The sequence below is a fragment of the Metabacillus herbersteinensis genome (assembly GCF_042433335.1).
Classification (GTDB): Bacteria; Bacillota; Bacilli; order Bacillales; family Bacillaceae; genus Metabacillus; species Metabacillus herbersteinensis.
In genome coordinates this window covers 339,428-365,838 of record NZ_JBHLVO010000001.1, presented here as the reverse complement: position 1 = coordinate 365,838, position 26,411 = coordinate 339,428, and the positions used below count along the sequence as shown (strand labels likewise).

22 protein-coding genes and 1 pseudogene are annotated in these 26,411 nt (G+C 38.0%); 22 read left to right on the top strand and 1 reads right to left on the bottom strand.

Features of this window, described 5'->3' with window-relative positions; all coding sequences use genetic code 11:
* From leuC to ACFFIX_RS01790, 17 genes and pseudogenes are all read left to right on the top strand, one after another.
* Window positions 1–1,428 carry a 3-isopropylmalate dehydratase large subunit gene (leuC, locus tag ACFFIX_RS01870; RefSeq protein WP_378929921.1) on the top strand — a complete coding sequence of 476 codons (1,428 nt, stop codon included), beginning with the start codon at window positions 1–3 and terminating at the stop codon, window positions 1,426–1,428.
* A 27-nt stretch (window positions 1,429–1,455) separates the two neighbouring features.
* Window positions 1,456–2,052 carry a 3-isopropylmalate dehydratase small subunit gene (gene leuD / locus ACFFIX_RS01865; RefSeq protein WP_378929918.1) on the top strand — a complete coding sequence of 199 codons (597 nt, stop codon included), beginning with the start codon at window positions 1,456–1,458 and terminating at the stop codon, window positions 2,050–2,052.
* Window positions 2,053–2,165: 113 nt separating this feature from the next.
* Complete coding sequence (locus ACFFIX_RS01860; protein ID WP_378929916.1) at window positions 2,166–3,173, top strand: tetratricopeptide repeat protein; 1,008 nt, start codon at window positions 2,166–2,168, stop codon at window positions 3,171–3,173.
* A gap of 263 nt (window positions 3,174–3,436) precedes the next feature.
* On the top strand, window positions 3,437–4,726 hold the full coding sequence (gene tig / locus ACFFIX_RS01855) for a trigger factor (RefSeq protein ID WP_378929914.1): 1,290 nt from the start codon (window positions 3,437–3,439) through the stop codon (window positions 4,724–4,726).
* A gap of 519 nt (window positions 4,727–5,245) precedes the next feature.
* A complete protein-coding gene (gene clpX, locus ACFFIX_RS01850) occupies window positions 5,246–6,511 on the top strand; it encodes an ATP-dependent protease ATP-binding subunit ClpX (protein ID WP_378929912.1) in 1,266 nt (421 codons plus the stop codon).
* A 322-nt stretch (window positions 6,512–6,833) separates the two neighbouring features.
* Window positions 6,834–8,517 (top strand): annotated as a pseudogene (gene lonB, locus ACFFIX_RS01845) (ATP-dependent protease LonB).
* Between the two features lie 403 nt (window positions 8,518–8,920).
* Complete coding sequence (gene lon, locus ACFFIX_RS01840; protein ID WP_378929910.1) at window positions 8,921–11,245, top strand: endopeptidase La; 2,325 nt, start codon at window positions 8,921–8,923, stop codon at window positions 11,243–11,245.
* A complete protein-coding gene (gene yihA, locus ACFFIX_RS01835) occupies window positions 11,242–11,826 on the top strand; it encodes a ribosome biogenesis GTP-binding protein YihA/YsxC (protein WP_378929908.1) in 585 nt (194 codons plus the stop codon). Before lon ends, yihA begins: the two co-directional genes overlap by 4 nt.
* Window positions 11,827–12,195: 369 nt before the next feature.
* A complete protein-coding gene (locus tag ACFFIX_RS01830) occupies window positions 12,196–12,984 on the top strand; it encodes a transporter substrate-binding domain-containing protein (RefSeq protein ID WP_378929906.1) in 789 nt (262 codons plus the stop codon).
* An 85-nt stretch (window positions 12,985–13,069) separates the two neighbouring features.
* Window positions 13,070–13,729 (top strand): amino acid ABC transporter permease, encoded by a 660-nt coding sequence (locus ACFFIX_RS01825; protein ID WP_378929904.1) that lies wholly within the window; start codon window positions 13,070–13,072, stop codon window positions 13,727–13,729.
* Between the two features lie 18 nt (window positions 13,730–13,747).
* Entirely contained in the window at window positions 13,748–14,485 is a 738-nt protein-coding gene (locus ACFFIX_RS01820) for an amino acid ABC transporter ATP-binding protein (protein ID WP_378929902.1), read from the top strand.
* A gap of 353 nt (window positions 14,486–14,838) precedes the next feature.
* Window positions 14,839–15,510 (top strand): GntR family transcriptional regulator, encoded by a 672-nt coding sequence (locus tag ACFFIX_RS01815; protein ID WP_378929900.1) that lies wholly within the window; start codon window positions 14,839–14,841, stop codon window positions 15,508–15,510.
* Window positions 15,511–15,521: 11 nt separating this feature from the next.
* Entirely contained in the window at window positions 15,522–16,724 is a 1,203-nt protein-coding gene (locus ACFFIX_RS01810) for a CaiB/BaiF CoA transferase family protein (RefSeq protein ID WP_378929898.1), read from the top strand.
* 9 nt (window positions 16,725–16,733) lie between these two features.
* Window positions 16,734–17,615 carry a hydroxymethylglutaryl-CoA lyase gene (locus ACFFIX_RS01805; RefSeq protein ID WP_378930352.1) on the top strand — a complete coding sequence of 294 codons (882 nt, stop codon included), beginning with the start codon at window positions 16,734–16,736 and terminating at the stop codon, window positions 17,613–17,615.
* Window positions 17,616–17,629: 14 nt separating this feature from the next.
* The gene (locus ACFFIX_RS01800) at window positions 17,630–18,661 is read left to right on the top strand and encodes a TRAP transporter substrate-binding protein (protein ID WP_378929896.1); all 1,032 of its coding nucleotides are present in this window, start codon (window positions 17,630–17,632) and stop codon (window positions 18,659–18,661) included.
* Window positions 18,662–18,676: 15 nt separating this feature from the next.
* Window positions 18,677–19,174, top strand: a complete 498-nt coding sequence (locus tag ACFFIX_RS01795) for a TRAP transporter small permease (protein WP_378929894.1) — start codon at window positions 18,677–18,679, stop codon at window positions 19,172–19,174.
* Window positions 19,171–20,445, top strand: a complete 1,275-nt coding sequence (locus tag ACFFIX_RS01790) for a TRAP transporter large permease (protein WP_378929892.1) — start codon at window positions 19,171–19,173, stop codon at window positions 20,443–20,445. The genes ACFFIX_RS01795 and ACFFIX_RS01790 overlap by 4 nt, the downstream gene beginning before the upstream one ends.
* Before the next feature lie 281 nt (window positions 20,446–20,726).
* Here the strand turns inward: ACFFIX_RS01790 and ACFFIX_RS01785 are convergent, their stop codons facing one another.
* Window positions 20,727–21,212 carry a LiaI-LiaF-like domain-containing protein gene (locus ACFFIX_RS01785; protein WP_378929890.1) on the bottom strand — a complete coding sequence of 162 codons (486 nt, stop codon included), beginning with the start codon at window positions 21,210–21,212 and terminating at the stop codon, window positions 20,727–20,729.
* Window positions 21,213–21,462: 250 nt separating this feature from the next.
* Between ACFFIX_RS01785 and hemA the strand changes: the two genes are divergently transcribed.
* From hemA to hemB, 5 genes are read left to right on the top strand one after another with little or no spacing between them, the layout of a single operon-like run.
* Window positions 21,463–22,824, top strand: coding sequence for a glutamyl-tRNA reductase (hemA, locus tag ACFFIX_RS01780; protein ID WP_378929888.1), 1,362 nt, complete (start codon window positions 21,463–21,465; stop codon window positions 22,822–22,824).
* Window positions 22,825–22,841: 17 nt separating this feature from the next.
* Window positions 22,842–23,675 carry a cytochrome C assembly family protein gene (locus ACFFIX_RS01775; RefSeq protein ID WP_378929886.1) on the top strand — a complete coding sequence of 278 codons (834 nt, stop codon included), beginning with the start codon at window positions 22,842–22,844 and terminating at the stop codon, window positions 23,673–23,675.
* Between the two features lie 24 nt (window positions 23,676–23,699).
* A complete protein-coding gene (gene hemC, locus ACFFIX_RS01770) occupies window positions 23,700–24,632 on the top strand; it encodes a hydroxymethylbilane synthase (RefSeq protein ID WP_378929884.1) in 933 nt (310 codons plus the stop codon).
* A complete protein-coding gene (locus ACFFIX_RS01765) occupies window positions 24,629–25,426 on the top strand; it encodes a uroporphyrinogen-III synthase (RefSeq protein ID WP_378929882.1) in 798 nt (265 codons plus the stop codon). The genes hemC and ACFFIX_RS01765 overlap by 4 nt, the downstream gene beginning before the upstream one ends.
* 1 nt (window position 25,427) lies before the next feature.
* A complete protein-coding gene (gene hemB / locus ACFFIX_RS01760; RefSeq protein ID WP_378929880.1) occupies window positions 25,428–26,405 on the top strand; it encodes a porphobilinogen synthase in 978 nt (325 codons plus the stop codon).
* The last annotated feature ends 6 nt before the right edge of the window (window positions 26,406–26,411 follow it).

The following is a 26,411-nucleotide window of genomic DNA, read 5'->3' as shown; positions in this document are numbered from 1 at the left end:
ATGAAGCCAAGAACGATCATTGAAAAGATATGGGATGAGCATGTTGTTTTAGAGGAAACGGGGAAGCCTGACTTACTCTATATCGATTTACATTTAATTCATGAAGTCACTTCTCCTCAAGCGTTTGAGGGACTACGAGAAAAAAATCGAAAAGTACGAAAGCCTGAGAGAACCTTTGCAACAATGGACCATAACATCCCAACAGTCAATCGCTTTGTTATTAAAGACGAAGTTGCGAAATTACAAGTAAATGCCTTAGAAAAAAATTGCCTTGAATTCGGTATTCCGTTAGCAAACTTAGAAAGCGAGGATCAGGGCATTGTCCATGTGATTGGTCCAGAATTAGGGTTAACACTTCCCGGTAAAACGATTGTCTGTGGAGATAGTCACACCTCTACTCATGGTGCATTTGGTGCCCTAGCTTTTGGAATTGGCACAAGTGAAGTTGAACATGTATTCGCTACACAAACACTATGGCGTCAGCGTCCCAAAACACTAAATATCCATGTGTCAGGTAAGCTTCAGCAGGGTGTAGGAGCGAAGGATGTTATTTTAGCTATTATTGGAAAATACGGAATCAAGTTTGGAACTGGATACGTAATCGAATATACTGGCGAAGTAATTGAGAATCTGACGATGGATGAGCGAATGACGATTTGTAATATGTCAATAGAAGGTGGAGCGAGAGCAGGTCTAATTGCACCAGATGAGGTTACCTTTGCTTACATTAAAGACCGGAAATACGCACCAAAGGGGAAGGATTTTGATGAAGCAGTAGAATACTGGCGATCACTGAAGTCTGATAAAAAAGCGAAGTATGACTCATTTTTGTCAATAAAAGGTGAAGATCTTGCACCAATGGTTACATGGGGCACTAATCCTGGTATGGCGGTAGCTGTTGATGAACAAACTCCTGATCTAGCGGGTTATGAGAATGAAGAAGGTCGCATGGAAGCGGAACGAGCATTTTCTTATATGGGGCTTAAGCCTAATACGAAAATAGAAGAAATTAAAATTGATCACGTGTTTATTGGATCATGTACAAATTCTCGTTTAACTGATTTGCGTCAAGCAGCAGAAGTTGTTCGTGGGAACACTGTTGCAAAATCAGTGAGAGCAATCGTTGTTCCGGGTTCTCAAGCCGTTAAAAAGGCAGCTGAAGAAGAAGGCTTAGACAGTATTTTCAAAAATGCAGGTTTTGAGTGGAGAGAATCTGGTTGTAGCATGTGCTTAAGCATGAATGACGATATTGTGCCAGAGGGTGAACGATGTGCATCTACGTCAAATCGTAACTTTGAAGGCAGACAAGGTAAGGGTGCAAGAACTCATCTCGTAAGTCCGACAATGGCAGCAGCAGCAGCATTGTACGGTCATTTCGTTGACGTAAGAAAACTGAATAAAGTAGATTACACTTTGGAAGTCAATTAAAAAACTACTCATACAAAAGGAGGAGCTATGAAACCTTTCAAAACACACTCAGGTAAAGTTGCCGTGTTAAATCGTTCAAACGTTGACACAGATCAAATCATTCCAAAGCAATTTTTAAAGCGTATCGAAAAAACAGGTTACGGCCGCTACGCCTTCTTTGATTGGCGGTATTTACCAGATGGGTCAAGCAATCCTAATTTTGAATTAAATCTCGAACAAAACAAGGATGCGACAATCTTGTTAACCGGAGAAAACTTTGGATGTGGTTCATCTAGAGAACATGCACCATGGGCTCTATCTGATTATGGGTTCAAGGTAATTATCGCTGAATCATTTGCAGATATTTTCCATCAAAACTGCTTGAAAAACGGTTTACTACCTATTCAACTAGAATCTAAATCAATTGAAAGCTTACGCTTAAAAGCAGAAGACCCTAATTTCCAACTACAAGTGGCTCTTGAAGACCAAATCTTAACAGATAATACTGGATTCACTTTTTCTTTTGACATTGAACCATATTGGAAAGACATGCTTTTGCATGGTAGAGACGAGATCGATCTTACATTACTTTGCGAGGAAAAAATAGATCAATATGAGCAGGAACGGAGAGCTACATTTCTATGAGTGTAGCTTTTTTTTATAAGGATGAAACATGTTTTTCCAACCTTCTTGTATTCTACACCATGACTTGGTAAACTTGATGTCAAATGCTAGGTTTCTGGAGTTGGTACAAGTTTATGCGTGAAAAGAATCGTACAAATGTTATTCCCTTCCCAAATTTAAAAGATCGCTTATTAGAAAAAGGCATGGATGCTTTAAAAGGAAAAAACTATCAAGAAGCACTAAAAATGTTCTCTGATGCGAAGAAGTTTGATCAAGATCAAGCGGAAATTCATCTAGGAATTGCCCTATGTTTGATGGAGCTTGGCGAGCTGGAAGATGCTAAAAAGGTTTGTAAAAGAATGTTGCTAGAAGATATTGGCCATTATTTCACCGTTCTTCAAGTGTATTTAACAATTCTCATTCAGCTTCGTCAATATGAAGAAGTTCAAACAACCATCGAAGCAGTTTTAGAAGAAAATCACTTGCCAGCTGAGAGCGCCGAACATTTTTATAAATTGCTAGAATTTAGTCGTAAGATGAACCATTCGGAAGATCTCGAAGAAGCAGAAGTGTACGTTGAGGAAGAACAGACCTATATTGAGGATTTGTTTGAAAATGAAACGCAACAAATTGCGTTCATTGAATCACTAAAAGACCGGAATATAGTCAGACACTTATCAGCCCTAAGGAAGATCTTAGAAAATCCACAAGGTCATCCTGTTATAAAATCAATGATTCTTCAATTAATGAAGGAACATGAAATTGAGAAGGAAATTACCATACATAAGTTTGGAGAAGCAGTAACCATAAAGCCTGCAGAATTAGTAGATTTATCAGAAATGCCGTTTACAAAAAAGGTATTAAACATATTAGATGATACGCTTGGAAATGAAAATCCAACTTTATTTGAAGCAGTAAAGGAATTATGGATTCGACATCTTTTTGTGCTTTTTCCATTTCTTCCAGAGCCGAGTGATGCAACACTTTGGGCTGCAGCACTTCATTTAGTTGGGTACGAAATGCATGGAATCACATTAGAATCTGAAGAAGTTATCGAGACATATAATGTAGAAATTGTAATTTTAGGTGATGCAGTCAAGCGGATTTATCAAATAGAAGAAATTTCTTATTTGCAAATCTAAGGCTATCTGTTGAAAGGGATTTTTTCTGTGTTATAATTAAATGGTTGCAAAATAGTGATTTATCGTATTTAAGGTCTTTAAATGTTTGATGATAGACCTTTATTTTTTATGCGAAATCATATGCATGTAGAGCATTCGGTTTTCATTCACCTACATAAAGAAGGTATAACAAGGAAGTACTATGTTTAAAATGGACAAAGCACCCATTTGTTGTACCTATCACTGATTAGCACACTATCTATAGATTTTTGGAGGGAACACATATGTCAGTAAAATGGGAAAAACTAGAAGGTAACGAAGGCGTTCTTACGGTTGAAGTTGCTGCTGAGGACTTTAACAACGCGATAGACGAAGCATTTAAAAAGGTATCAAAACAGGTTTCTATTCCTGGGTTCCGTAAAGGTAAAATACCACGTAGCATGTTCGAAAAGCGTTTTGGTTTAGAATCACTTTATCAAGATGCATTAGATATCATTCTTCCAGTTGAATACCCAAAAGCTTTAGACGAAGCTGGAATTGACCCAGTTGACCGCCCTGAAATCGATATCGAGCAATTAGAGCAAGGTAAAAACCTAATCTTCACTGCAAAAGTAACAGTTAAACCAGAAGTGAAATTAGGCGAGTATAAAGGGTTAGAAGTTGAAAAATTAAATGCGACTGTTACAGACGAAGATGTAGATAACGAAATTAAACAACTTCAAGAGCGTAATGCTGAACTCGTGATTAAAGAAGAAGGAACAATCGAAAACGGTGATACAGCTGTTCTTGATTTTGATGGATATGTTGATGGAGAAGCTTTCGAAGGTGGTCAAGCTGAAAACTATACACTTGAAATCGGTTCTGGCTCATTCATCCCAGGTTTTGAAGAGCAATTAGTTGGCTTAGGAGCTGGTGCCGAAAAGGACGTAGAAGTAACGTTCCCTGAAGAATACCATGCCGAAAACCTTGCTGGTAAGCCTGCAGTCTTCAAAGTGAAAATTCACGAAATCAAAGCAAAAGAATTACCAGCTTTGGATGACGAATTTGCAAAAGATGTGAACGAAGAAGTCGAAACACTTGAAGAACTAAAAGCACAAACAAAAGCGCGCTTAGAAGAAACTAAAAAGACTGAAGCAGAAAACAATTTGCGTGATGCATTGGTTGAAAAAGCTGCTGAAAATGCAGAAGTTGATATTCCACAAGCTATGATAAACACTGAAGTTGATCGTATGATGAAGGAATTTGAACAACGCTTACAAATGCAAGGCATGAATCTTGAGCTTTACTTCCAGTTCTCTGGTCAAGACGAAGCTGCATTAAAAGAACAAATGAACGAAGATGCTGCAAAGCGTGTTAAGTTTAACTTAACTCTTGAAGCGATCGTACTTGCAGAAAATATTGAAGTATCTGACGAAGAAGTTGGCGCTGAAATGACCAAAATGGCTGAAATGTACAATATGCCAGCTGAAAATGTTAAGGCAGCACTCGGCGGATCTGATGAAGGTCTAAAAGAAGATTTGAAAATTCGCAAAGCAATTGATTTTCTTGTAGAAAATAGCAAAGATGTTGCATAATAATAAATAAGGAAACAAGGCGCGAATCTCTCGTGCCTTGTTTTCTACAATCGATTAATTTTTTTAGTTCCTTTGGGAACGATATAACTGTCATTCACTTACATACATATTAAGTAATAGTATTGCTCTAATGGATCAAACATAAGCCAATATTTATAGGGTTAGTAAATGAGCATTTAGGGGAATAAATAACAAAAGCAAGCAATTTGGTTACATACGTGGCGAATTTTTCAGGGGAAGTAATAGCCTCCGAAGAAGAACGTTATGACTTAGCAAGTTATTAATTAGGTTTAACCTGAAATTCACAACTGTTAAAGTTCGCAGAGGGGTTTTATTAGCTGTACAGTTAGCAAGTATGATAAAATGCAGTCAGTACATACCTGTTTTAATTGTCCGCATTTTTAAATTTTTCAGTTCATTTTTGTACTGTGATGTCTTGATAACAATACTAAAGCAAGCATTGGTGCAAAGATGGGGAATTGGATAGCAGATTGAGATAAAGATACAAGGGGTGAAACGATGATTAAGTTTAATGACGAAAAAGGCCAACTAAAATGTTCGTTTTGTGGAAAAACCCAAGATCAAGTACGTAAACTAGTGGCCGGTCCTGGTGTATATATATGTGATGAGTGTATTGAACTCTGCACAGAAATTGTTGAGGAAGAACTCGGTACTGAAGAAGAAGTAGAGTTCAAAGACGTACCAAAGCCAAAAGAGATTGATGAAATTTTGAATGAGTATGTAATCGGCCAGGATCAAGCAAAGAAATCGCTTGCAGTAGCAGTTTACAATCATTACAAACGTATCAATTCAAATAGTAAAATTGATGATGTTGAGCTTTCAAAAAGTAACATAGCGATGATTGGGCCAACTGGTAGTGGTAAAACATTGCTTGCCCAAACACTAGCTCGAATTCTAAATGTTCCTTTTGCAATCGCAGACGCAACTTCATTAACTGAAGCCGGTTATGTTGGAGAAGATGTTGAAAATATCTTACTTAAACTAATTCAAGCAGCTGATTATGATGTTGAAAAAGCTGAAAAGGGTATTATTTATATCGATGAAATTGATAAAGTAGCACGTAAATCAGAAAATCCATCGATCACACGTGATGTATCGGGTGAAGGTGTTCAACAAGCATTATTGAAAATTCTTGAAGGTACAGTTGCAAGCGTGCCACCACAAGGCGGCAGAAAACATCCACATCAAGAGTTTATTCAAATTGATACGACAAATGTATTATTCATTTGTGGTGGAGCGTTTGATGGAATCGAACAAATTATCAAACGTCGTCTTGGTAATAAGGTTATTGGATTTGGTAACAATAACAAACACGAAGAGCTTGATAAAAAAGTGTTGCTTTCAAAAGTTTTACCGGAAGATTTATTGAAATTCGGATTAATTCCTGAGTTCATTGGTCGTCTTCCAGTTATTGCTAGCTTAGAGCCTTTAGACGAAGATGCACTTGTTGAAATTTTAACAAAACCTAAAAATGCATTAGTAAAACAATATCAAAAAATGTTAGATCTTGATGGAGTAGAACTAGAGTTTGAAGAAGGAGCACTAGTCGAGATCTCTAAAAAAGCCATCGAACGAAAAACAGGTGCTCGTGGTCTTCGATCAATAATCGAAGGCATTATGCTCGACGTGATGTTTGACTTACCATCACGAGATGACATCTCAAAATGTATCATCTCAGCAGAAACGGTAACTGAAAAAATACCACCTAAACTCGTCTTAAACGATGGTACTGTAATTGAACAAGATACTAAAACATCTGCATAATAAGCTTAAATAAAAGCTGGCACATTATTCCTGTGCCAGCTTTTATTTAACTTTTGTGGTGCCTTCACCCCAGTGCTTTAACAGACTGAGGGAGCAGGCACCATTTTTATATTTTACGTTTATTCCACAACATGCTAGGAGATACTAGCATATAAGTAACCGCTTCTAAACAATCTATTCTGATTTCACATATCTTTGCTTTTGTTAGGCGAGCATTACCGCTTGCCTTTTGTCAACTTCACAGCTTAAAAATGTGTGAGAAAAAAGATACATATTATAATATTTAGCGGTAACAAAGACATCATTGCTGGAGGGGACTTCGATGAGTTGGACAAGTATTGCTTTATTTATTCAGTTGTTTTTTGGGATCATCATTGGTTTGTATTTTTGGAACCTACTGAAAAATCAGCGCACTCAGAAAGTATCAATCGATCGTGAGTCAAAAAAAGAAATGGAACAGCTTCGAAAGATGAGAGCAATAAAACTTACAGAGCCGTTAGCAGAAAGAGTTAGACCAAGAAGCTTTCAAGATATCGTCGGACAAGAAGATGGAATTAAGTCTTTAAAAGCTGCCATATGTAGCCCGAATCCACAACATGTTATTGTTTACGGTCCTCCTGGAGTAGGGAAAACTGCTGCAGCAAGACTTGTGCTTGAAGAAGCAAAAAAGAACGGAAAATCTCCATTCAAAAAAAATGCTGTATTTATAGAGTTAGATGCAACGACAGCAAGATTTGATGAACGAGGAATTGCAGACCCTTTAATTGGCTCTGTTCATGACCCGATTTATCAAGGTGCAGGTGCGATGGGGCAAGCGGGGATTCCGCAGCCTAAACAAGGAGCAGTCACACATGCTCATGGTGGTGTTCTTTTTATTGATGAAATTGGGGAACTACATCCTATCCAAATGAACAAGCTCTTAAAAGTACTTGAAGATCGTAAGGTTTTTTTTAGAAAGTGCTTATTATAATGAAGAAAATACGCAAATCCCAAACCACATTCATGATATATTTCAAAATGGATTGCCAGCTGATTTTCGTTTGATTGGGGCTACAACAAGACCACCAAGTGAAATTTCACCAGCCATCCGATCACGTTGTCTTGAGGTATTTTTCCGAGATCTAGAACAAGAGGAACTGGCTATTGTTGCGAAGAAAGCTGCTCAGAAGGTGAACATGATTGTCTCAGAAAAGGCAATATATGTACTTACTTCCTACGTCCGCAATGGCCGAGAAGTTGTAAACATGATGCAAATTGCAGCTGGTATGGCAATGACTGAAGATCGCAACGAAATTACGGTGGAGGATATTGAATGGGTCATACATTCAAGTCAACTTTCCCCACGCTATGATAAAAAAATCAACCAAAAAGCGAAGGTCGGCTTAGTAAATGGGTTAGCTGTGTATGGGCCTAATACAGGCGCACTTCTAGAAATTGAGGTGATGGTAAACTCGGCTCATAATGAAAAAGGTACGATTAATATTACTGGTATTATTGAAGAAGAGAGTATTGGAGACCGTGGGAAATCAGTAAGAAGAAAAAGTATGGCAAAAGGGTCGACTGAAAATGTTATGACAGTATTACGATCGATGGGAATCAAAGCGTCTGATTATGATATACACGTTAACTTCCCAGGTGGTACACCAATTGATGGTCCCTCAGCGGGTATCGCGATGGCAACAGGTATTTTTTCGGCAATTCATAGAATTCCAATAGACAATACAGTTGCGATGACAGGTGAAATCAGTATCCACGGTAATGTCAAACCAATCGGTGGAGTAATAGCAAAAATAAAAGCCGCCAAAAATGCTGGTGTTAAAACCGTTATTATTCCTGCAGAAAACATGCAATCAATATTAAAAGAAGTTGAAGGTATTCTAATCGTGCCTGTCACCAATCTACAAGAGGTGTTTGACTTAGCGCTACTTAATCCACCTACAGAAAAGGTTAATCCAATTGTCCCTGGAGTAGGCGTACATCATCTTCCACAGCAAGAGTCAGTTTAGAACCTCATCAGGATGGGGTTCTTTTTTCGTTGTGTAGGAAATTATAAAATTTTTGAACTGTGGATAACGTTTCTGTATCCAGCTCCGACGCACAGGACGTGCTAGTGCAATGCGACAGGACGTCGCGTCTTTGACTGCCAGCGCCTAGCCCCTCGAGGTCATAAGTCAATTCTAAATTGAAGGCAAAGAACGCCTTCTATTTAGAATCGCCTTATGCTTGTCGGGGCTGACCAGGCGCTTGCGCTTTTGTTCTTCGTTAGTACCTTTTTTTACTTTTTCTTAACTCAATCTTCACTGTAAAGGGTATACTAGCAAAGAGCAGATAGGTGTTTCAAATAGACACTTGTTTAAGAATAGGATAGAATTGTACAAGAACTTATTAATGTCATGGAGGTGTTGACGCATGGCGAAAAAAGATAGTAAAATTGTCCCCCTCTTACCATTAAGAGGATTGTTGGTATACCCATCAATGGTCCTGCATCTAGATGTAGGCAGGGATAAATCTGTGCAGGCGTTAGAGAAAGCAATGATGGAAGATCACAACATCTTTTTGTCAACTCAAAAAGAAATTTCCATAGATGAACCTTCTATAGAAGATATTTATTCAATTGGAACTTTAACAAAAATCAAACAAATGTTAAAGCTGCCAAATGGAACAATTCGAGTGCTCGTTGAGGGGCTTGAACGCGGGGAAATCCAAAGCTTTATAGATGATGAAGACAACTATGCAGTAGAAATTACAACCTTCAAGGAACGTACGGACAAAGATGTAGAAGAAGAAGCGTTAATGAGAACGATGTTGGAATACTTTGAACAATACATAAAGCTTTCCAAAAAGATATCTGCAGAAACATATGCAACGGTTTCAGACATTGATGAACCTGGTAGAATGGCTGATATCATTTCATCTCATTTACCACTTAAGTTAAAAGAAAAGCAAGAAATCCTTGAAACAATTGATGTGAAAGAGCGTGTGAATCGAGTTATTGCCATCATTCATAATGAAAAAGAAGTTCTCCAACTAGAAAAGAAAATTGGTCAGCGTGTTAAACGATCAATGGAGCGTACACAAAAGGAATATTATTTGCGTGAACAAATGAAGGCCATCCAAAAAGAACTTGGAGATAAAGAAGGAAAAAGTGGCGAAGTTGCCACACTTGGTGAAAAGATAGAGAAATCTGGTATGACAGATCATGTCAAGACCATAGCACTAAAAGAACTTGAACGCTATGAAAAAGTACCAACCAGTTCAGCTGAAAGTGGCGTTATTCGAAATTATATCGAATGGCTCATATCATTACCTTGGACCCAGTCAACTGAAGATCGCCTTGATATCAACATCGCGGAGGAAATTCTAGATGAAGATCATTATGGTCTTGAAAAGGTAAAAGAGCGGGTGCTAGAGTATTTAGCGGTTCAACAACTAACGAATTCTTTAAAAGGGCCTATTCTATGTTTAGCTGGACCACCTGGTGTAGGGAAAACGTCCCTTGCCCGTTCAGTTGCTAAGGCTCTCAACCGTCACTTTGTTCGAATTTCACTTGGTGGAGTACGAGATGAGTCGGAAATACGCGGTCACCGTCGAACTTATGTTGGTGCGATGCCAGGACGAATCATTCAAGGAATGAAAAAAGCAGGGACAATCAACCCGGTCTTCTTATTAGATGAAGTTGATAAACTATCGAGTGACTATAGAGGAGATCCTTCTTCAGCATTGCTAGAAGTACTAGATCCGGAACAAAATTACAATTTTAGTGATCATTATATTGAAGAAACGTATGATCTCTCAAAGGTTATGTTTATTGCAACAGCCAATAATTTATCAACCATTCCTGGTCCGCTTCGTGACCGAATGGAGATCATTACAATTGCAGGCTATACAGAATTAGAAAAGTTGCATATCGCAAAAGATCACTTGCTTCACAAACAAATGAAAGATCATGGGTTGAAAAAATCACAATTGCAGCTACGCGACGATTCAATTCAAAGTATTATTCGCTATTATACACGCGAAGCTGGTGTACGTGGTCTAGAACGTCAAATTGCCACTGTATGTAGAAAAGCTGCAAGATTAATCGTAAAAGAACAACGTAAAAAAATAATCATTACAGATAAAAATATCGAGGATTATTTAGGCAAGCGTCAATTTCGATATGGTCAAGCAGAATTAGAAGATCAGATTGGTATGGCTACTGGACTTGCTTATACAACAGTTGGTGGAGATACATTATCAATTGAAGTTTCCCTTTCACCAGGAAAAGGAAAGCTCATCTTAACTGGTAAGCTAGGTGATGTGATGAAGGAATCAGCACAAGCAGCGTTTAGCTATATTCGTTCACGTGCAGAAACGCTTCAAATTGATGAGAATTTTCATGAGAAAAATGATATTCATATTCATGTTCCAGAAGGAGCTGTCCCAAAAGATGGTCCTTCAGCAGGTATTACAATGGCAACTGCCTTAGTTTCTGCCTTAACAGGACGTCCGGTCAGAAAAGAGGTAGGAATGACAGGTGAAATCACACTTCGTGGTAGAGTCCTACCAATCGGTGGACTGAAGGAAAAAGCATTAAGTGCACATCGTGCCGGTTTAACAAAAATTATCATACCAAAGGATAATGAAAAGGATTTAGATGACATACCAGCAAGTGTTAGAAAGGATCTCACTTTTGTACTGGTTTCTCATCTAGATGAAGTGCTAAAAGCAGCATTAGTAGGGGAGAAAAAATGAAAGTTACAAGCTCAGATATCGTTACAAGTGCAGTAAAACCAGATCAGTACCCAAATGAGCAATTTCCAGAAATTGCTCTGGCTGGTCGATCGAATGTTGGAAAATCTTCGTTCATCAATAAGCTATTAAATCGCAAGAGTTTGGCTAGAATTTCATCAAAACCCGGAAAGACACAAACATTGAATTTCTACTTAATCAATGAAATGCTTTCATTTGTAGATGTTCCAGGGTATGGATTTGCAAAGGTATCCAAATCAGAGAGAGCAGCCTGGGGGAAAATGATTGAAACATATTTAACGACTCGTGAACAATTACGTGCAGCTGTTTTAATCATTGATCTTCGTCATGCACCATCCAAAGATGATGTGTTGATGTACGACTTTTTAAAGCATCACCAAATTCCAACTATACTTATTGCAACTAAATGCGATAAAATTCCAAAAGGAAAATGGCAAAAGCATTTAAAAGTTGTCAAAGAAACCTTAAACAAAGACCCTGATGATCCAATTGTGGTTTTCTCCTCCGAAACTGGACAAGGAAAAGAGGAAGCATGGAGAGTTATTAGGGAATTCACGTCATAAAATGAAAAGTGAAACGTATCAAAGCTAGTGGATAAACTCCGCTAGCTTTTTTTATTGTTTTTAGAAACTGTGAATAGCGTTTCGGCTTCTGGCTCCAACGCATAAATTCTGAGCCATCTGTCATATTTGTAGGTAAAACCCATATAAAATAATAAATTACTATTGTACTAGTTTTTATTAATATTCTTAAGGTTGAGGAGGATATAAAAGGATATGTAAGGATGTGTTCCATATATTACTCTCACCCTAGAATTATGGGTGATAAGGAAAGATAATCAAGTTCAGTCACTTTTGTTATAAAAACTTATCAATAGTACAATAGTAAATGGTTACAAAATTCTGATAAATAAAAACTAGGGGGACATACTCATGAAAAAAGGGATCATGTATTTAGTTGTTCTACTTTTAACCACTAGTGTTTTAGCAGCTTGTGGTTCTGAGGAAACAACAGATGGAGATGGAATGAAGCTAGTAAAGGATGGTACATTTACATATGCCTCATCAGGTGAATTCAAACCGTTCAGTGTCGCAAGTGGAAGTGGAGAAATGACAGGGTTTGATATTGATGTTGCAGAAGCAGTTGCGAAAGAGCTTGGTTTAGAGCCTGCTCAAAACAAGTTTAAATTTGCTGGAATTGTTGAAGGTGTTAAAACAGGTCGTTTTGATGTAGCTGTTGCAAGTCACACAATAACAGAAGAAAGACTTGAGCAAGTCAGCTTCTCAACACCTTACTACTATTCAGGACCTCAAGTTTTTGTTCGTCCGGACAGTGAATTTGAGACGTTCGACGACTTAAAAGACAAAGAAATTGCGGTTGCAAAAGGGTCAACATACGCAACAAGTGCTGAGGAACAAACAGAAAACATTATTTTATATGATAGTGATGTCACCGCTTTAGAAGCATTAAACAACGGGAAACACGACGCAGTGATAACCGATTTTGCGACTGGTGCCGAAGCAATGAAAGCGGGCTTGAAAATTGAAGCAAAAGAAAGACTTGGAAACAGTGACCAAGCAATCGCAGTTGCCAAAGAAAATGAAGCGCTCTTAGATGAAATTAATAAGGCACTTGAAACGTTAAGAGAAAATGGGACCTTAAAGGAAATCAGTGATAAGTACTTTGAAGAAGATATCACAGTCGATCCAGACGGAGAATAGTCCGCTTAACCGACATGCAGCTTTTTAAAGAATGTGCGCTTTTTATGGTACATTCTTTCTATTTCAAAAGAAGGAGTTGAATACAATGCCAAATTTTCTTCATGTCTTACAACAATTTATCGGTACGTTTGACATCTTCATAGACGGGATGCTACTTACCCTTCAAGTAACGGCCATTTCCTTACTTATTGCAATTGTAATCGGACTTTTTATTGCATTTTTAAAAATTTCAGGTATTAAAGTTTTATCAATTATCGCAGATATCTACATATACATTGTTCGAGGTACACCTCTTATCGTTCAAATTTTTGTGTTTTATTTTGGACTAACCTCCCTCCACATATCTGGATTTTGGTCTGTCGCATTAGGACTAGCCTTTCATAATGGTGCCTACATTGCAGAGATCTTTAGGGGCACCATTCAATCAATTGATAAAGGTCAAATGGAAGCAGGTCGTTCGTTAGGAATGAGCCAAACGCTAACGATGAGAAGAATTATTTTACCTCAGGCATTCCGTAGAGCGCTTCCTCCATTGGGTAACCAATTTATCATTGCATTAAAAGACTCATCACTCACGGCATTTGTGGGCTTATATGAGTTATTTAATGTTGCAACTACAGAGGGCGCTAACAATTTTGATAACATGACTTATTTACTCATCGTTGCTGTCTACTACTTATTCCTCGTATTGTTATTAACAATGCTTGTCAGCTATGTTGAGAAAAAACTCGCAGTAAGTGATTGATAATCAGGAGGGATGAACATGTCAAAGCGGACTATGATACGTGTTGAAAAGCTCAATAAATCGTTTGGTGATTTACATGTTTTAAAAGATATTGACTTTACGGTAAAAGAAAGTGATGTTGTTTGCTTAATCGGTGCAAGTGGATCGGGAAAAAGTACCTTGCTCCGATGTCTCAACTATTTAGAACTAAAAGACAGTGGAACTGTTATTCTGGAAGATGAAGAAATAAAAAAAGAAACACATGACTTTAATAAAGTGAGACAAAAAGTAGGCATGGTGTTTCAGCATTTCCATCTATTTCCACATAAAACGGTAATTGGAAATATTATAGAAGCACCTATTCAAGTAAAAGGGCAAAATAAAGAAGAAGCACTAGAAGAAGGTCGTGCACTTTTGAAAAAAGTAGGCTTAGAAGACAAAGAAAATGTTTACCCTTCTAAGCTATCAGGCGGACAAAAGCAGCGAGTGGCAATTGCAAGGGCCCTTGCGATGAAGCCAGATGTCATGTTATTTGATGAGCCCACCTCTGCGCTCGACCCTGAACTTGTAGGTGAAGTACTCGCTACAATGAAGGAGCTTGCAAAGGACGGGATGACAATGGTCGTTGTGACACACGAAATGGGCTTTGCAAAAGAAGTAGCTGACTGGGTTGTTTATTTGCATGACGGCAAAATTGTCGAAGTTGGACACCCGGACGAGCTTTTCGATCACCCAAAAGAAAAACGAACACAGGAGTTTTTGAACTCGGTTTTATAGACTTGGATTATTTATCATTGCGGGATATCACGCAGATGACCATAGAGCTTGGTATCCTAATCAACAATTCCAGAATTAATCAACACTTGGAAAAACGGTCATGAAGCAACTCCAACGAGCGAACGACAACATAAGAAAAGCTGGAAATATTAAGTGAATTATAAACAAAAATCCCTTGCCGAGTAGGCAAGGGATTTTTAAGCATTTTTTTTAAACTGCAGAGACATGCTCAAGAACATTAGGAATAGGTAAAACACAACAAATAAAATACTTCAAAAAGAAGGTTGACTACTGAGAAAATTTTGACTATTCTAATAAAGAAGCAAACAGTATACGGTCGACGAAAAAAGAGGGTGATTCGAATCGTTCAGGTTGTTAAAAAACGAGCTACTTTAAAAACACAGGTATATAACTTTTTAAGGGAACAAATTATCATGGGGGCGGTTAAACCTGGTGAAAGATTGATAGAGGGAAAAATTTCCGAAGAGCTAGAGGTTAGTCGCAGCCCAATTCGTGAAGCTATTAGCATGCTTGTAAAAGACGGATTATTACTTGTTAATATTTCTGGAGGAGTAACAGTTGTTCAGCCAACTATCAAGGATTTTCAACATTTATATGAATGTCGAGTTGAAATGGAGCCACTCGCCTCCTATTATGCTGCACAACGCCGTTCTCAGGAACAGCTTGAAACCATACAAGCCTACCTATTACAAATGGGAAAGATTACAGAAACGAATAATTTAAAAAAAGTCCACGATGCAAACGTGAACTTCCATGAAGCAATCGTAGGTGCGAGTGTTAATCCATTTCTGGTTTCCATGATTGCACAGCTTCATGGGGTGAATAGTTTTTACCGAAAATCGTTTTTGGAAGAAAAGCCGCTTCACGTAGAAAAAGCAATGCATGAACACCAAAGAATATTTCAAGCAATTGTAGATCAAGACGCGGATGAAGCTAAGCTCTTAATGAAAGAACATATTGAAAACGATTACATTTTGTTCGTGAGATTTAGTAATCAATTGTAGGAGGGTGAGAAATGTCAAAAAAAAAGCCACTTGAAGGAGTCAAAATTCTTGAATTAGGTAATTTAGTTGCTGCTCCATTTGCTGGAAAGTTATTGGCCGAGTTTGGGGCTGAAGTGATTAAGGTGGAAGAGCCAACGAAAGGAGACCCTCTTAGAAATTGGCGGGTCATGCATAATGATACATCGGTATGGTGGTACGTCCAATCACGGAATAAAAAATCCATTACGGTAAATATGCGAGATGAACAAGGCCAGAAGATCATTAAACAATTGGTTGGAAAAGTGGATGTAGTTCTTGAAAATTTTAAACCTGGAACTTTAGAGAGATGGGGGCTGGGTTTAGAAGATTTACGTGAAGTAAATCCGTCTATCATCATGACGAGAGTTTCTGGATATGGACAAACAGGTCCTTATAGTCAGAAACCTGGATTTGGAAGTGTAGCTGAGGCAATTGGCGGTCTTCGATATTTAACAGGTTATCCTGATTTACCGCCTGTGAGAGTAGGTATTGCGATTGGTGACTTAATTGCAGGGTTATATGCAGTAATCGGTACGCTACTTGCACTACGTGCAAGAGATCAAAGCCCTGACAAACAGGGACAACTTGTTGATGTAGCACTCTATGAATCTGTATTTAGTTTACTTGAGGGTATTCTTCCTGAATACGACTTGACAGGAGTAGTGAGAGAGCGGACAGGATGTACGTTACCAGGAATTGCACCCTCGAATACATACGAGTGTGCGGATGGGAAACATCTAGTGATTGGAGGGAATGGAGATAAAATATTCCAGCGATTAATGACAGCAATAGGTAGAGAAGATTTAGCGAATGATCCTATTTATTCTACAAACCAAGGTAGAGCTGACAATGTGAAATTCATCGATCACACAATTGAACAATGGACGAAACAGTTTCCATTAAAAGAAGCCCAGCGAATATTGGATGAAGTATCTGTTCCAGTCGGACCTATCTATGGAATTAAAGAAATCGTTACAGATGAGCAATACAAAGCAAGAGACATGCTGAAGGAAATAGAATTGCCGGATGGAAAGAAGGTGTTGGTTCCTGGAATTGTACCAAAATTATCTGAAACACCAGGAGAAATAAAATGGAATGGTCCAAGTCTAGGTGAACACAACGAAGAAATTTATACAGAATATATGAATTTCTCTATTGAAGACTTCAAAAAATTGAAAGAACAAGGAGTCATATAATTGGCAGATGTGAAATTTATCGACGTCAGTCCAAGAGATGGTTTACAAAATGAACCGATGCTCATTCCGACAAATGAAAAAGAAAAACTAGTGAAGCTACTACTCCTAGCAGGCGTACGAACAATTGAAGTTACTGCATTTGTTCACCCCGAAAAAGTACCACAAATGGCAGATGCTTCTAACGTTTTAAAAGCGGTTACATCTTTTGAGAATCTTGAGGCAATTGCTTTAGTACCTAATTTAAAAGGGTATGAAAGAGCTAAAGAACATTTACTTTCTGAAGTGAATTGGGTGAGTTCAGCTACTGAGACATTCAACCAAAAAAACATTGGCTTAACTATAGATGAAAACTTTAAACAATTTGAATCACTCGTCATACAAGCTAAAAAAGATGGCATTAAAACGTGCTTTTCAATCGCAGTAAGTTTTGGCTGTCCATATGAAGGTGAAGTGTCAGAAGAGCAGGTATTGAATCTCGTAAAACGTGCGAAAGATGCTGGAGCTGAGCGTATTGGTATTGCTGACACAATAGGTATTGCTACACCAGATCAAGTCGAAAGATTAATGAAAAGCGTTTTAGAAATAGCTGGTGAAATACCAGTCGCCATTCATTTGCATGATACGAGGGGATTGGGGTCAGCAAATGCTTATGCGGCTTATCGAGTGGGAGTTCGCATCTTTGAAACAGCTGTATCTGGTATAGGTGGCTGTCCGTTTGCACCGGGAGCAGCAGGCAATTTAGCAACTGAAGATTTAGTGTATTTATTCCATAGAATGAACATTGATACAGGATTGGATTTTGAAAAACTGCTCGAAGCTGCAGATCATGCTGCGAGTCTTTCTACTAAAAATCCATTAGGGCGCATCAGGCACGTAGAAAGAAAACAATAAAGGGGGAAATGGGTATGAAAAAGTGGATAAAAGCTATTACTTTTATAATGGTGTTGACACTCATATTGGCAGCGTGTAACACATCAAAACCTCAAACGAGTGGTGCTAGTGTAAGTGGGGATGGCTATGAAGAGACAACGATTCGTTTAGCTTACAATTTACCTCAGGATCATCACATTTCAAAAGGTATAGAACAATTTGCAAAAGATGTTACCGATAAGTCCGATGGAGCAGTAAAAGTTCAAGTGTATCCTGCAGGCCAATTACTAAGTGATAAAGACATGAACCAATCCATATTGTCTGGTGGTGTTGAGATGGGTGTAAATTCCGCAACATTATGGGCAAGTACAGTACCGGCTATGGGAATTTTCGATGTTCCTTATGTATTTACAACTTATGAAGAAGCTGGTGAAGCTTTAAACGGTGAATTTGGCGATAAATTACGTACAGCAATGGAGGAAAAAGGTGCAAAAGTATTATTGTTTGCAGACTACGGTTATGCACAATTTGCAAATAACAAGCGCCCTTTGAAATCGCCTTCTGACTTTGAAGGACTAAAGATTCGCAGTATTGGTGATATCCCTTCAGAAATGATTAAAGCGTATGGTGCTTCACCAGTATTCATGGGTGGTGGAGAAGTATACATGGCGCTTCAACGTAATACTGTAGATGGTGCTACTTCTGGAACAACAGCGATGTTACAACGAAAATATGACGAAGTAACGAAGTATTTGACAATTAATAACTATGCATACCTGGAATTCATCTTAGCGGTAAACCAAGATTATTGGAATGGTTTACCAGAGAAGACACAGACACTATTAACTGAAACTGCAAAGGAAACAGAGGATTGGATTCGTTTACAAGCGGAAGCAGAGGATAAGTTAACAGCAAAACAGTTAGAAGAAAAAGGTATGGAAGTATACGTAGTCCCTGAGGAAGATCTACTAGAGTGGAAAGAGGCTGCAAAACCGGCATGGGATGCATTCTCTAAAAATGCAGGAGATTTAGGAAATAAGCTGTTAGAAATGGTTGATAAGAAGTAAGGGGGAAAATCCTATATGAAGGTGCTTTACAGAATATCCGATCTGCTCATTAGAATGGGAGCCTTTTTATCAGGGTTCTCCATCATTCTAACAACTTTTATGATTTTCTTTGAAGTCATTTCGCGAGCGTTTTTTAATCAACCGACAATTTGGGCGACTGAGTTATCTATTTATGCGATTATCGGAAGCTGTTTTTTAGGAAGTGCCTATGCGGTGCGGACATACTCACACATTACCGTAGATATACTTATAACTAATGTGAATGATCGAATTAAAACGATTCTTGCTTACTTGTCGAATGCTTTAGGGTTAGTGTTTAGCATCATTTTTACTTTTTATGGTTTTCATCACTCGATGAAAACCATGGAACTGGGTGTCACTTCTGCATCGTTATTGCGAGTCCCGATGTACTTGCCGGAATTATTACTTCCGGTGGGTGGTGTGTTAATGTGCTTGGCCTTTATATTGCAAATTGTAGACGGCGGAGTCCATAAGGGAGGCGAGCATATATGAATATATTTTTCGTTGGCGGATTGAGCACTTTTTTATTAATTGGACTGCCAGTAGCATTTTCACTCGCTTTATTAGCTGTAGCGGGTATGTACTTCTTTAACGGTGGAACATTTGCCTTCATGCAAATTCCTATTATCTCTTATAAATCGCTTGACGACTTCTCATTAACTGCATTACCGATGTATGTGTTAATGAGTCAAATCTTACTAGTTAGTGGTGTAGGTCGTGACCTGTACGAAATGGCGAGTCGGTGGTTTAGACATTTCCCTGGCGGACTCGCGATTGCGACACTCTTTTGCTGTACTATTTTTGCTGCAATATCAGGTTCAAGTGTCGCAACCGCATTAACAGTTGGTTCCGTTGCACTACCAGAAATGGTACGTCGAGGTTATAATAAAAGACACGTCTTGGGACTACTCGCAGCTGGCGGGACTTTAGGGATTTTAATCCCTCCAAGTGTTCCTATGATTATTTATGGATCTGTGACGGGGGAGTCTATTGGGAAATTGTTTATAGCAGGTATCGTTCCAGGACTCATTTTGACAATTGCATTTATGATATTTGCTTCTTATCAAACAAGACATATTAGAGATGTACCTGCAACTTGGAAGGAGCGAATGGAAGCTTCCAAAACAGCTATTTGGGGACTCATGTTGCCAGTTATCGTTATTGGAGGTATATATAGTGGTTTATTCACTCCAACTGAAGCTGCAGCAGTAGGGGTTGTTCTGAGTTTTGCTATTTCTGCCTTCGTATATCGTAATCTGAACATGGATAACTTCAAGCAAATTATTTTCTCCACTGTCAAAACAAATGCTATGATTTTACTCATTATAGTGGGCGCGATGTTACTTGGCTACATAATGACTGTATTACAAATCCCACAAACGATTACTAATTACGCGACAGAACAAGATATTTCTCCTTGGGTTATCTTTATTCTAATAAATGTTGCCCTATTGATTTTAGGAATGTTCTTAGAAACAGTCTCGATTTTGGTTATTACCCTACCAATTTTGTATCCAATCATTGTTGCTCTAGGATTTGATCCGATTTGGTTTGCGATTATCATGGTTATCAATATGGAATTAGCATTAATATCACCACCTGTTGGATTAAACTTGTTCGTTCTAAAAGGAATTGATCGATCAAATACCATCAATGAAATAGTAAGAGGGGTTATTCCATACGCCATAATTATGGTACTCTTCATTGTTCTACTTTCCTTCTTCCCAGAGATTGCTACATTCTTAGTAGATAATGTGGAATAAGTAAAACTTATAAAATCGTTACAAGGTTAAATGACCGAGTAACGATTTTTTATTTTTGTAAAACTTTTAGTTAAAATGTACCACCAATCAAAAATATTTTTAGGAAATTCAGCCTGAATTTTGACGTATAATACTCAAACAAAACTTTATATCATCTAGACATAAAACGCTCCTGAATCAATTCTTTTATCAATTCTAGAATATAAATAAAAACCAATTCGCATTTTGAATTGGTCCTACAATACACGTTTTTAAATCTAAGTAAACAGAAATGGTATATTCTACTTCCTTTTAATGAATAATAAGTATATACCACCAATAATTAACAACAGTGGCCAATATGTCTCAATCAGACCTACACCTTGCTCGATCCAGCTCAGTGATTCAATAATCCTCTGGAAAAAATGCAGAAATGCACCAATTAGGAGCAAGGAAATACTTTGTACATAGCCAGTTTTTGTACGTAATGATCTTAAAAGTAAGCCTAATCCAACGATGAATAAAAAGGCAGCTGGATGATCTGGCCAAAAAGTAAAATCACCATGACTATGAAAATGGATACCGAGCCCTGCCAAGATGATCCCTGGTAAGATCGTGTTGTCGTCTTTTTCAAAATGACCACTTATTAAAAAAGCTGCACCTAAAATGATCAGGATCGTTGGCCATGTGTTTTGATTTTCAAATAATAAGATATTAAGTTTTTGTAAGAAGTAATAACTTCCAAGTCCAAGCAAAATGACTGCTGTAAATAGTGATTTATTTTTCATAGTCCACCTCTTAATGAAAACGATTTACTTGATTGAAATGTGATTTTTTGATAATGTACAGAGTGGATGACATGAGAGATCATGTCTAAATATGTAGAATTGCTTTAACGACCAACTATTAAACAAGTTTTTAAAATTATATCATAGGTCTAAAGAGGTTTCATACACTGTTCACAATTAATAAAAGATATAAAAGAGAGTCATGTTATACTATTACTAGAGATCTTTGCATGTGGGGGTGTAAAGGGAAATGCATATTCTTGTTGTCGGGTTAAATTATAAAAGTACCCCTGTTGAAATTCGCGAAAAGCTCAATTTTGATCCAAGTGAGCTAGCCAATGCGATGAAACAGTTGAAAAATCAAAAGAGTATTCTAGAGAATATCATCGTTTCAACATGTAACCGAACAGAAATTTATGCGGTTGTTGATCAAATGCATACGGGTCGCTACTATATTAAAGCATTTTTAGCGGACTGGTTCGGATTAGATAAAGATGAGTTTTCACCGTATTTAACGATATATGAAAGTGATGGTGCACTTGAGCACCTTTATAAAGTAGCGTGCGGGTTAGACTCGATGATTTTAGGGGAAACACAAATTTTGGGACAGGTACGATCTAGCTTCTTGCTTGCTCAAGAAGAGCAAACGATCGGTACGGTTTTTAATCAATTATTTAAGCAAACCATCACGCTAGCAAAACGCGCACATTCAGAAACGGAAATTGGTGCGAATGCAGTTTCTGTTAGCTATGCGGCTGTTGAATTAGCGAAGAAAATTTTCGGGGATCTAAAATCAAAGCATGTTCTGATTTTAGGTGCAGGGAAAATGGGCGAGCTTGCTGTTCAGAATTTACATGGTAATGGCGTACGCAAAGTTACCGTAATGAATCGAACTGTTGAAAAAGCTCAAGCTTTGGCTACTCGCTTTGAAGGTGAAGCAAAAGGCATGAATGAACTGCAATGTGGATTAGTTGATGCAGATATTGTCATCAGTTCAACGGGTGCGAAGGATTTTGTTATTACAAAGGATCTGATGCAACAAGTTGAAAAAATGAGAAAAGGACGTCCTCTTTTTATGGTGGACATCGCTGTTCCTCGTGATTTAGATCCAAAATTACAGGAATTAGAAAGCGTCTTTCTCTATGATATCGATGATCTTCAAGGCATTGTTGAAGCAAACCTTCAGGAGCGTAAAATAGCTGCAGAGCAAATCGAATTGTTGATTGAAGCGGAGATCGTTGACTTCAAACAATGGATTAATACATTAGGCGTTGTTCCAGTCATATCAGCTCTTCGTCAGAAGGCACTTTCGATTCAAGCTGAAACAATGCAAAGCATTGAACGAAAAATGCCGAATTTAACTGAGCGTGAAAAGAAAGTTCTAAACAAGCATACGAAAAGCATTATAAATCAACTCTTACGAGATCCTATCGTAAAAGTGAAAGAATTGTCTGCTGAACCGAATGCTGAGCAATCCTTAGAACTGTTCATGAAAATCTTTGATATCGAAGATGCTACCGAAGAGCAAAAAAGAAGAGAAATAGATCTACACCAAGAGCACAACTTCCGCGTGGAGAAGACTGCTAATCATCGAGTTTCACTTCAATCGTAAGTGAAAGGACTATTTCTATGATTGAGATGAGTTTGACTAGAATCAATGAATTAACGATACTTGTATACGCTTTATGTGTATTGCTATATTTTATAGATTTTCTAAATAATAACCGGAAGGCGAAAGTAACTGCCTTCTGGTTACTTTCTATTGTTTGGCTCTTACAAACAATTTTTTTATTTACTCGAATGTTTGAGACCGGAAGATTTCCTGTTTTAAATGTATCTGAGGGGCTTTATTTCTATACGTGGGTACTTGTGACTTTATCACTCGTATTAAATAAACTAATCAAAGCAGAATTTATTATTTTTTTCACAAATGTAATTGGCTTTATGATGCTGGCCATTCACACATTTGCACCATCGCAATATGAATCCGCTGCTGTTTCAAGTCAGCTAATATTAGAGTTGTTATTCATACATATTACAATGGCGATACTATCGTATGGAGCGTTTTCACTTTCATTTGTCTTTTCAGTCCTGTACTTAATTCAATACAATTTATTGAAAAAGAAAAAATGGGGCAAGCGGCTTTTACGATTAGAGGATTTATCTAAGCTTGATCATATGTCCTATGTATTAATAGTAATTGGAGTACCGATGCTGTTATTAAGTTTAATTTTAGGAGTCGTGTGGGCCTATCTTAAGCTCCCGAATTTCCACTGGTATGATGCCAAGATATTAGGGTCTTTCACGGTATTAATGGTCTATAGCTTTTACTTATATAATCGCATTGTCAGAGAGCTACAGGGTAGGGCAGTTGCTGTGTGGAACACCGCATCATTTCTTGTCCTGTTAATTAATTTCTTCTTGTTTGGGAGTTTATCACAATTCCATATTTGGAATTCATAGAGCTAAAGGTGTAGGAGGATATTCATGAGAAAAATCATCGTAGGATCTAGACGTAGTAAGCTTGCGTTAACTCAAACAAATTGGGTGATTGATCGTTTAAAAGAATTCGGTCTGCCCTTTGAGTTTGAAGTGAAAGAAATTGTGACAAAAGGCGACCAAATTTTGGACGTGACACTTTCTAAAGTCGGCGGAAAAGGTCTATTTGTAAAGGAAATTGAGCAAGCAATGATTGATGGTGACATCGACATGGCTGTACATAGCATGAAAGATATGCCAGCTGTACTTCCTGAAGGTCTTACAATCGGCTGTGTACCAAAACGCGAAGACCACCGTGATGCACTTATTTCCAAGGATCATAAAAAACTAGCAGATCTGCAAGCAGGCTCAATTATTGGTACGAGTAGTTTAAGAAGAAGTGCACAACTGTTAAAAGAACGTCCAGATCTTGAAATCAAATGGATTCGTGGAAACATTGATACACGCCTTGAGAAACTCAAATCAGAAGAATATGATGCAATCATTCTAGCTGCTGCAGGTCTTGCTAGAATGGGCTGGAGTCAAGATGTTGTCACAGAATTTTTAGATCCTGAATTATGTTTACCAGCTGTAGGTCAAGGTGCTTTAGCAATTGAATGCCGTGAAAATGACCTGGAATTGTTGGACTTGTTTTCAAAGTTCACGGATGAAGCAACCTATTTAGCAGTTCAAGCTGAGCGTACTTTTTTAAATAAAATGGAAGGCGGCTGTCAAGTGCCAATTGCAGGCTTTGCAACCGTCACGGAAGATGAAATTACTCTAACAGGATTAATTGCCTCACCAGATGGGAAAGAAATCTATAAACAAGCATTCACTGGAACGGATCCTGTGACTATCGGTGAAAGGGTTTCCGCTACGTTAACTGAGCAAGGTGCGAAAGCTCTAATTGACCGTGTAAAAGAGGAGCTAGATCAACAATGAATACCGAGCTTCCTCTAAAGGGAAAGCGGGTACTGATTACAAGGGCAAAAGAGCAAGCAAAAGATTTTGCTAATAAAATAGAAAAAGCTGGCGGAGTGGCCATCACAACTCCGCTACTTCAATTCAAAGCAAATGAGATTGGGCAAAAATTAATCAAAGAAACTCTTCAAAAGCTGCCAACATATGATTGCATTGTTTTTACAAGTGGGAATGGTGTTACCTTTTTTAAGCATTTTCTGGATCAATGGAGTATTCCCGTTTCAATGTTGAAGAATTTAAAAATTGCCTCTGTGGGCCGAAAAACGAGTCAACAATTAGATGAAATCGGGATATCCGTTACCATAATTCCTGAAGAATTTGTCGCTGAGCGTTTAGCGAAGGAGATTAGCAGCAATCTTAGTGAAGGCGCTAAAGTATTGGTGATTCACGGTAACCTATCAAGGCCAATTTTAGTTGAAACCTTGAAAAGCAAAGGCTTCGATGTAACAGATTTAGTTGTCTATGAAACACTACATAATTTGCAAGAACAAGAAAAAATTAAGAAACTCATTTTCAAAAATCAGCTGGATTTTATTACATTTACCAGTTCTTCAACAGTGGATAGTTTTATGAAAGTGCTAGATACCAGTGAGTTAGCAGATCACCTAAATAAAACTACCTTTATCTGTATTGGCCCGATTACATATAAAACACTGAAAGAATACGGTTACGAAGCGCTTGTTCCTAAAAACTATACAACAGATGATATGCTGAACTGCATGCTTGAGTCGTTAAAAACTAAGGGAGGTTATTAAAATGGAATTACAGTTTTCACGTCATCGTCGCTTGCGTCAAAGTGCAGGCATGAGGTCACTAGTTCGCGAAACCTATCTACATACTGAAGATTTAATTTACCCTTTATTTGTTGTTGAAGGTGAGAATAAACGAAATGAAATTCCTTCTATGCCAGGGGTTTATCATATATCACTAGACCATTTGAATAAAGAAATGCAAGAAGTTGTCGACCTTGGGATTAAATCTGTGATCTTATTCGGAGTACCTGATGAAAAAGATGCAACTGGAACCGGTGCTTATCATGATCATGGAATAGTTCAACGAGCAATTTCTCAGACAAAAGAAGCTTTTCCAGAATTAGTTGTTATTGCAGATACTTGTTTATGTCAATACACAGACCATGGCCATTGTGGAATTGTTAAAGACGGTCAAGTCCTAAATGATCCCTCTCTTCAATTACTTGCGCAAACGGCAGTTAGTCAGGCAAAAGCCGGTGCAGATATAATTGCACCTTCAAACATGATGGACGGCTTTGTTGCAGCGATTCGTCAGGGATTAGACGAAGCCGGATTTGATCATATCGCAATTATGTCTTACGGTGTAAAATACTCTAGCGCATTTTACGGACCGTTCCGTGATGCTGCTCATAGTACACCGCAATTTGGAGATCGTAAAACGTATCAAATGGACCCTGCAAACCGCATGGAAGCATTGAGAGAAGCCGAATCAGATATGCTGGAGGGTGCTGACTTTCTAATCGTTAAGCCTGCATTGGCTTACTTAGATATCATTCGTGATGTGAAAAACACATTCAACGTTCCAATTGTTGCCTACAATGTGAGTGGTGAATATTCAATGATTAAAGCAGCTGCACAAAATGGCTGGGTCGATGAAAAAGCAATCGTTATGGAAAGCATGATTGGAATGAAACGTGCCGGTGCTGATTTGATTCTTACTTATTTTGCAAAAGATATAGCACGTTGGTTAAAAGATCAATAATAACCC

Bases quoted from the DNA above. Each gene is read 5' to 3' on its own strand.
- leuC (WP_378929921.1), top strand. From the start codon at position 1: ATGAAGCCAAGAACGATCATTGAAAAGATATGGGATGAGCATGTTGTT.
- leuD (WP_378929918.1), top strand. From the start codon at position 1,456: ATGAAACCTTTCAAAACACACTCAGGTAAAGTTGCCGTGTTAAATCGT.
- ACFFIX_RS01860 (WP_378929916.1), top strand. From the start codon at position 2,166: ATGCGTGAAAAGAATCGTACAAATGTTATTCCCTTCCCAAATTTAAAA.
- tig (WP_378929914.1), top strand. From the start codon at position 3,437: ATGTCAGTAAAATGGGAAAAACTAGAAGGTAACGAAGGCGTTCTTACG.
- clpX (WP_378929912.1), top strand. From the start codon at position 5,246: ATGATTAAGTTTAATGACGAAAAAGGCCAACTAAAATGTTCGTTTTGT.
- lon (WP_378929910.1), top strand. From the start codon at position 8,921: ATGGCGAAAAAAGATAGTAAAATTGTCCCCCTCTTACCATTAAGAGGA.
- yihA (WP_378929908.1), top strand. From the start codon at position 11,242: ATGAAAGTTACAAGCTCAGATATCGTTACAAGTGCAGTAAAACCAGAT.
- ACFFIX_RS01830 (WP_378929906.1), top strand. From the start codon at position 12,196: ATGAAAAAAGGGATCATGTATTTAGTTGTTCTACTTTTAACCACTAGT.
- ACFFIX_RS01825 (WP_378929904.1), top strand. From the start codon at position 13,070: ATGCCAAATTTTCTTCATGTCTTACAACAATTTATCGGTACGTTTGAC.
- ACFFIX_RS01820 (WP_378929902.1), top strand. From the start codon at position 13,748: ATGTCAAAGCGGACTATGATACGTGTTGAAAAGCTCAATAAATCGTTT.
- ACFFIX_RS01810 (WP_378929898.1), top strand. From the start codon at position 15,522: ATGTCAAAAAAAAAGCCACTTGAAGGAGTCAAAATTCTTGAATTAGGT.
- ACFFIX_RS01800 (WP_378929896.1), top strand. From the start codon at position 17,630: ATGAAAAAGTGGATAAAAGCTATTACTTTTATAATGGTGTTGACACTC.
- ACFFIX_RS01795 (WP_378929894.1), top strand. From the start codon at position 18,677: ATGAAGGTGCTTTACAGAATATCCGATCTGCTCATTAGAATGGGAGCC.
- ACFFIX_RS01790 (WP_378929892.1), top strand. From the start codon at position 19,171: ATGAATATATTTTTCGTTGGCGGATTGAGCACTTTTTTATTAATTGGA.
- ACFFIX_RS01785 (WP_378929890.1), bottom strand. From the start codon at position 21,212: ATGAAAAATAAATCACTATTTACAGCAGTCATTTTGCTTGGACTTGGA.
- hemA (WP_378929888.1), top strand. From the start codon at position 21,463: ATGCATATTCTTGTTGTCGGGTTAAATTATAAAAGTACCCCTGTTGAA.
- ACFFIX_RS01775 (WP_378929886.1), top strand. From the start codon at position 22,842: ATGATTGAGATGAGTTTGACTAGAATCAATGAATTAACGATACTTGTA.
- hemC (WP_378929884.1), top strand. From the start codon at position 23,700: ATGAGAAAAATCATCGTAGGATCTAGACGTAGTAAGCTTGCGTTAACT.
- ACFFIX_RS01765 (WP_378929882.1), top strand. From the start codon at position 24,629: ATGAATACCGAGCTTCCTCTAAAGGGAAAGCGGGTACTGATTACAAGG.
- hemB (WP_378929880.1), top strand. From the start codon at position 25,428: ATGGAATTACAGTTTTCACGTCATCGTCGCTTGCGTCAAAGTGCAGGC.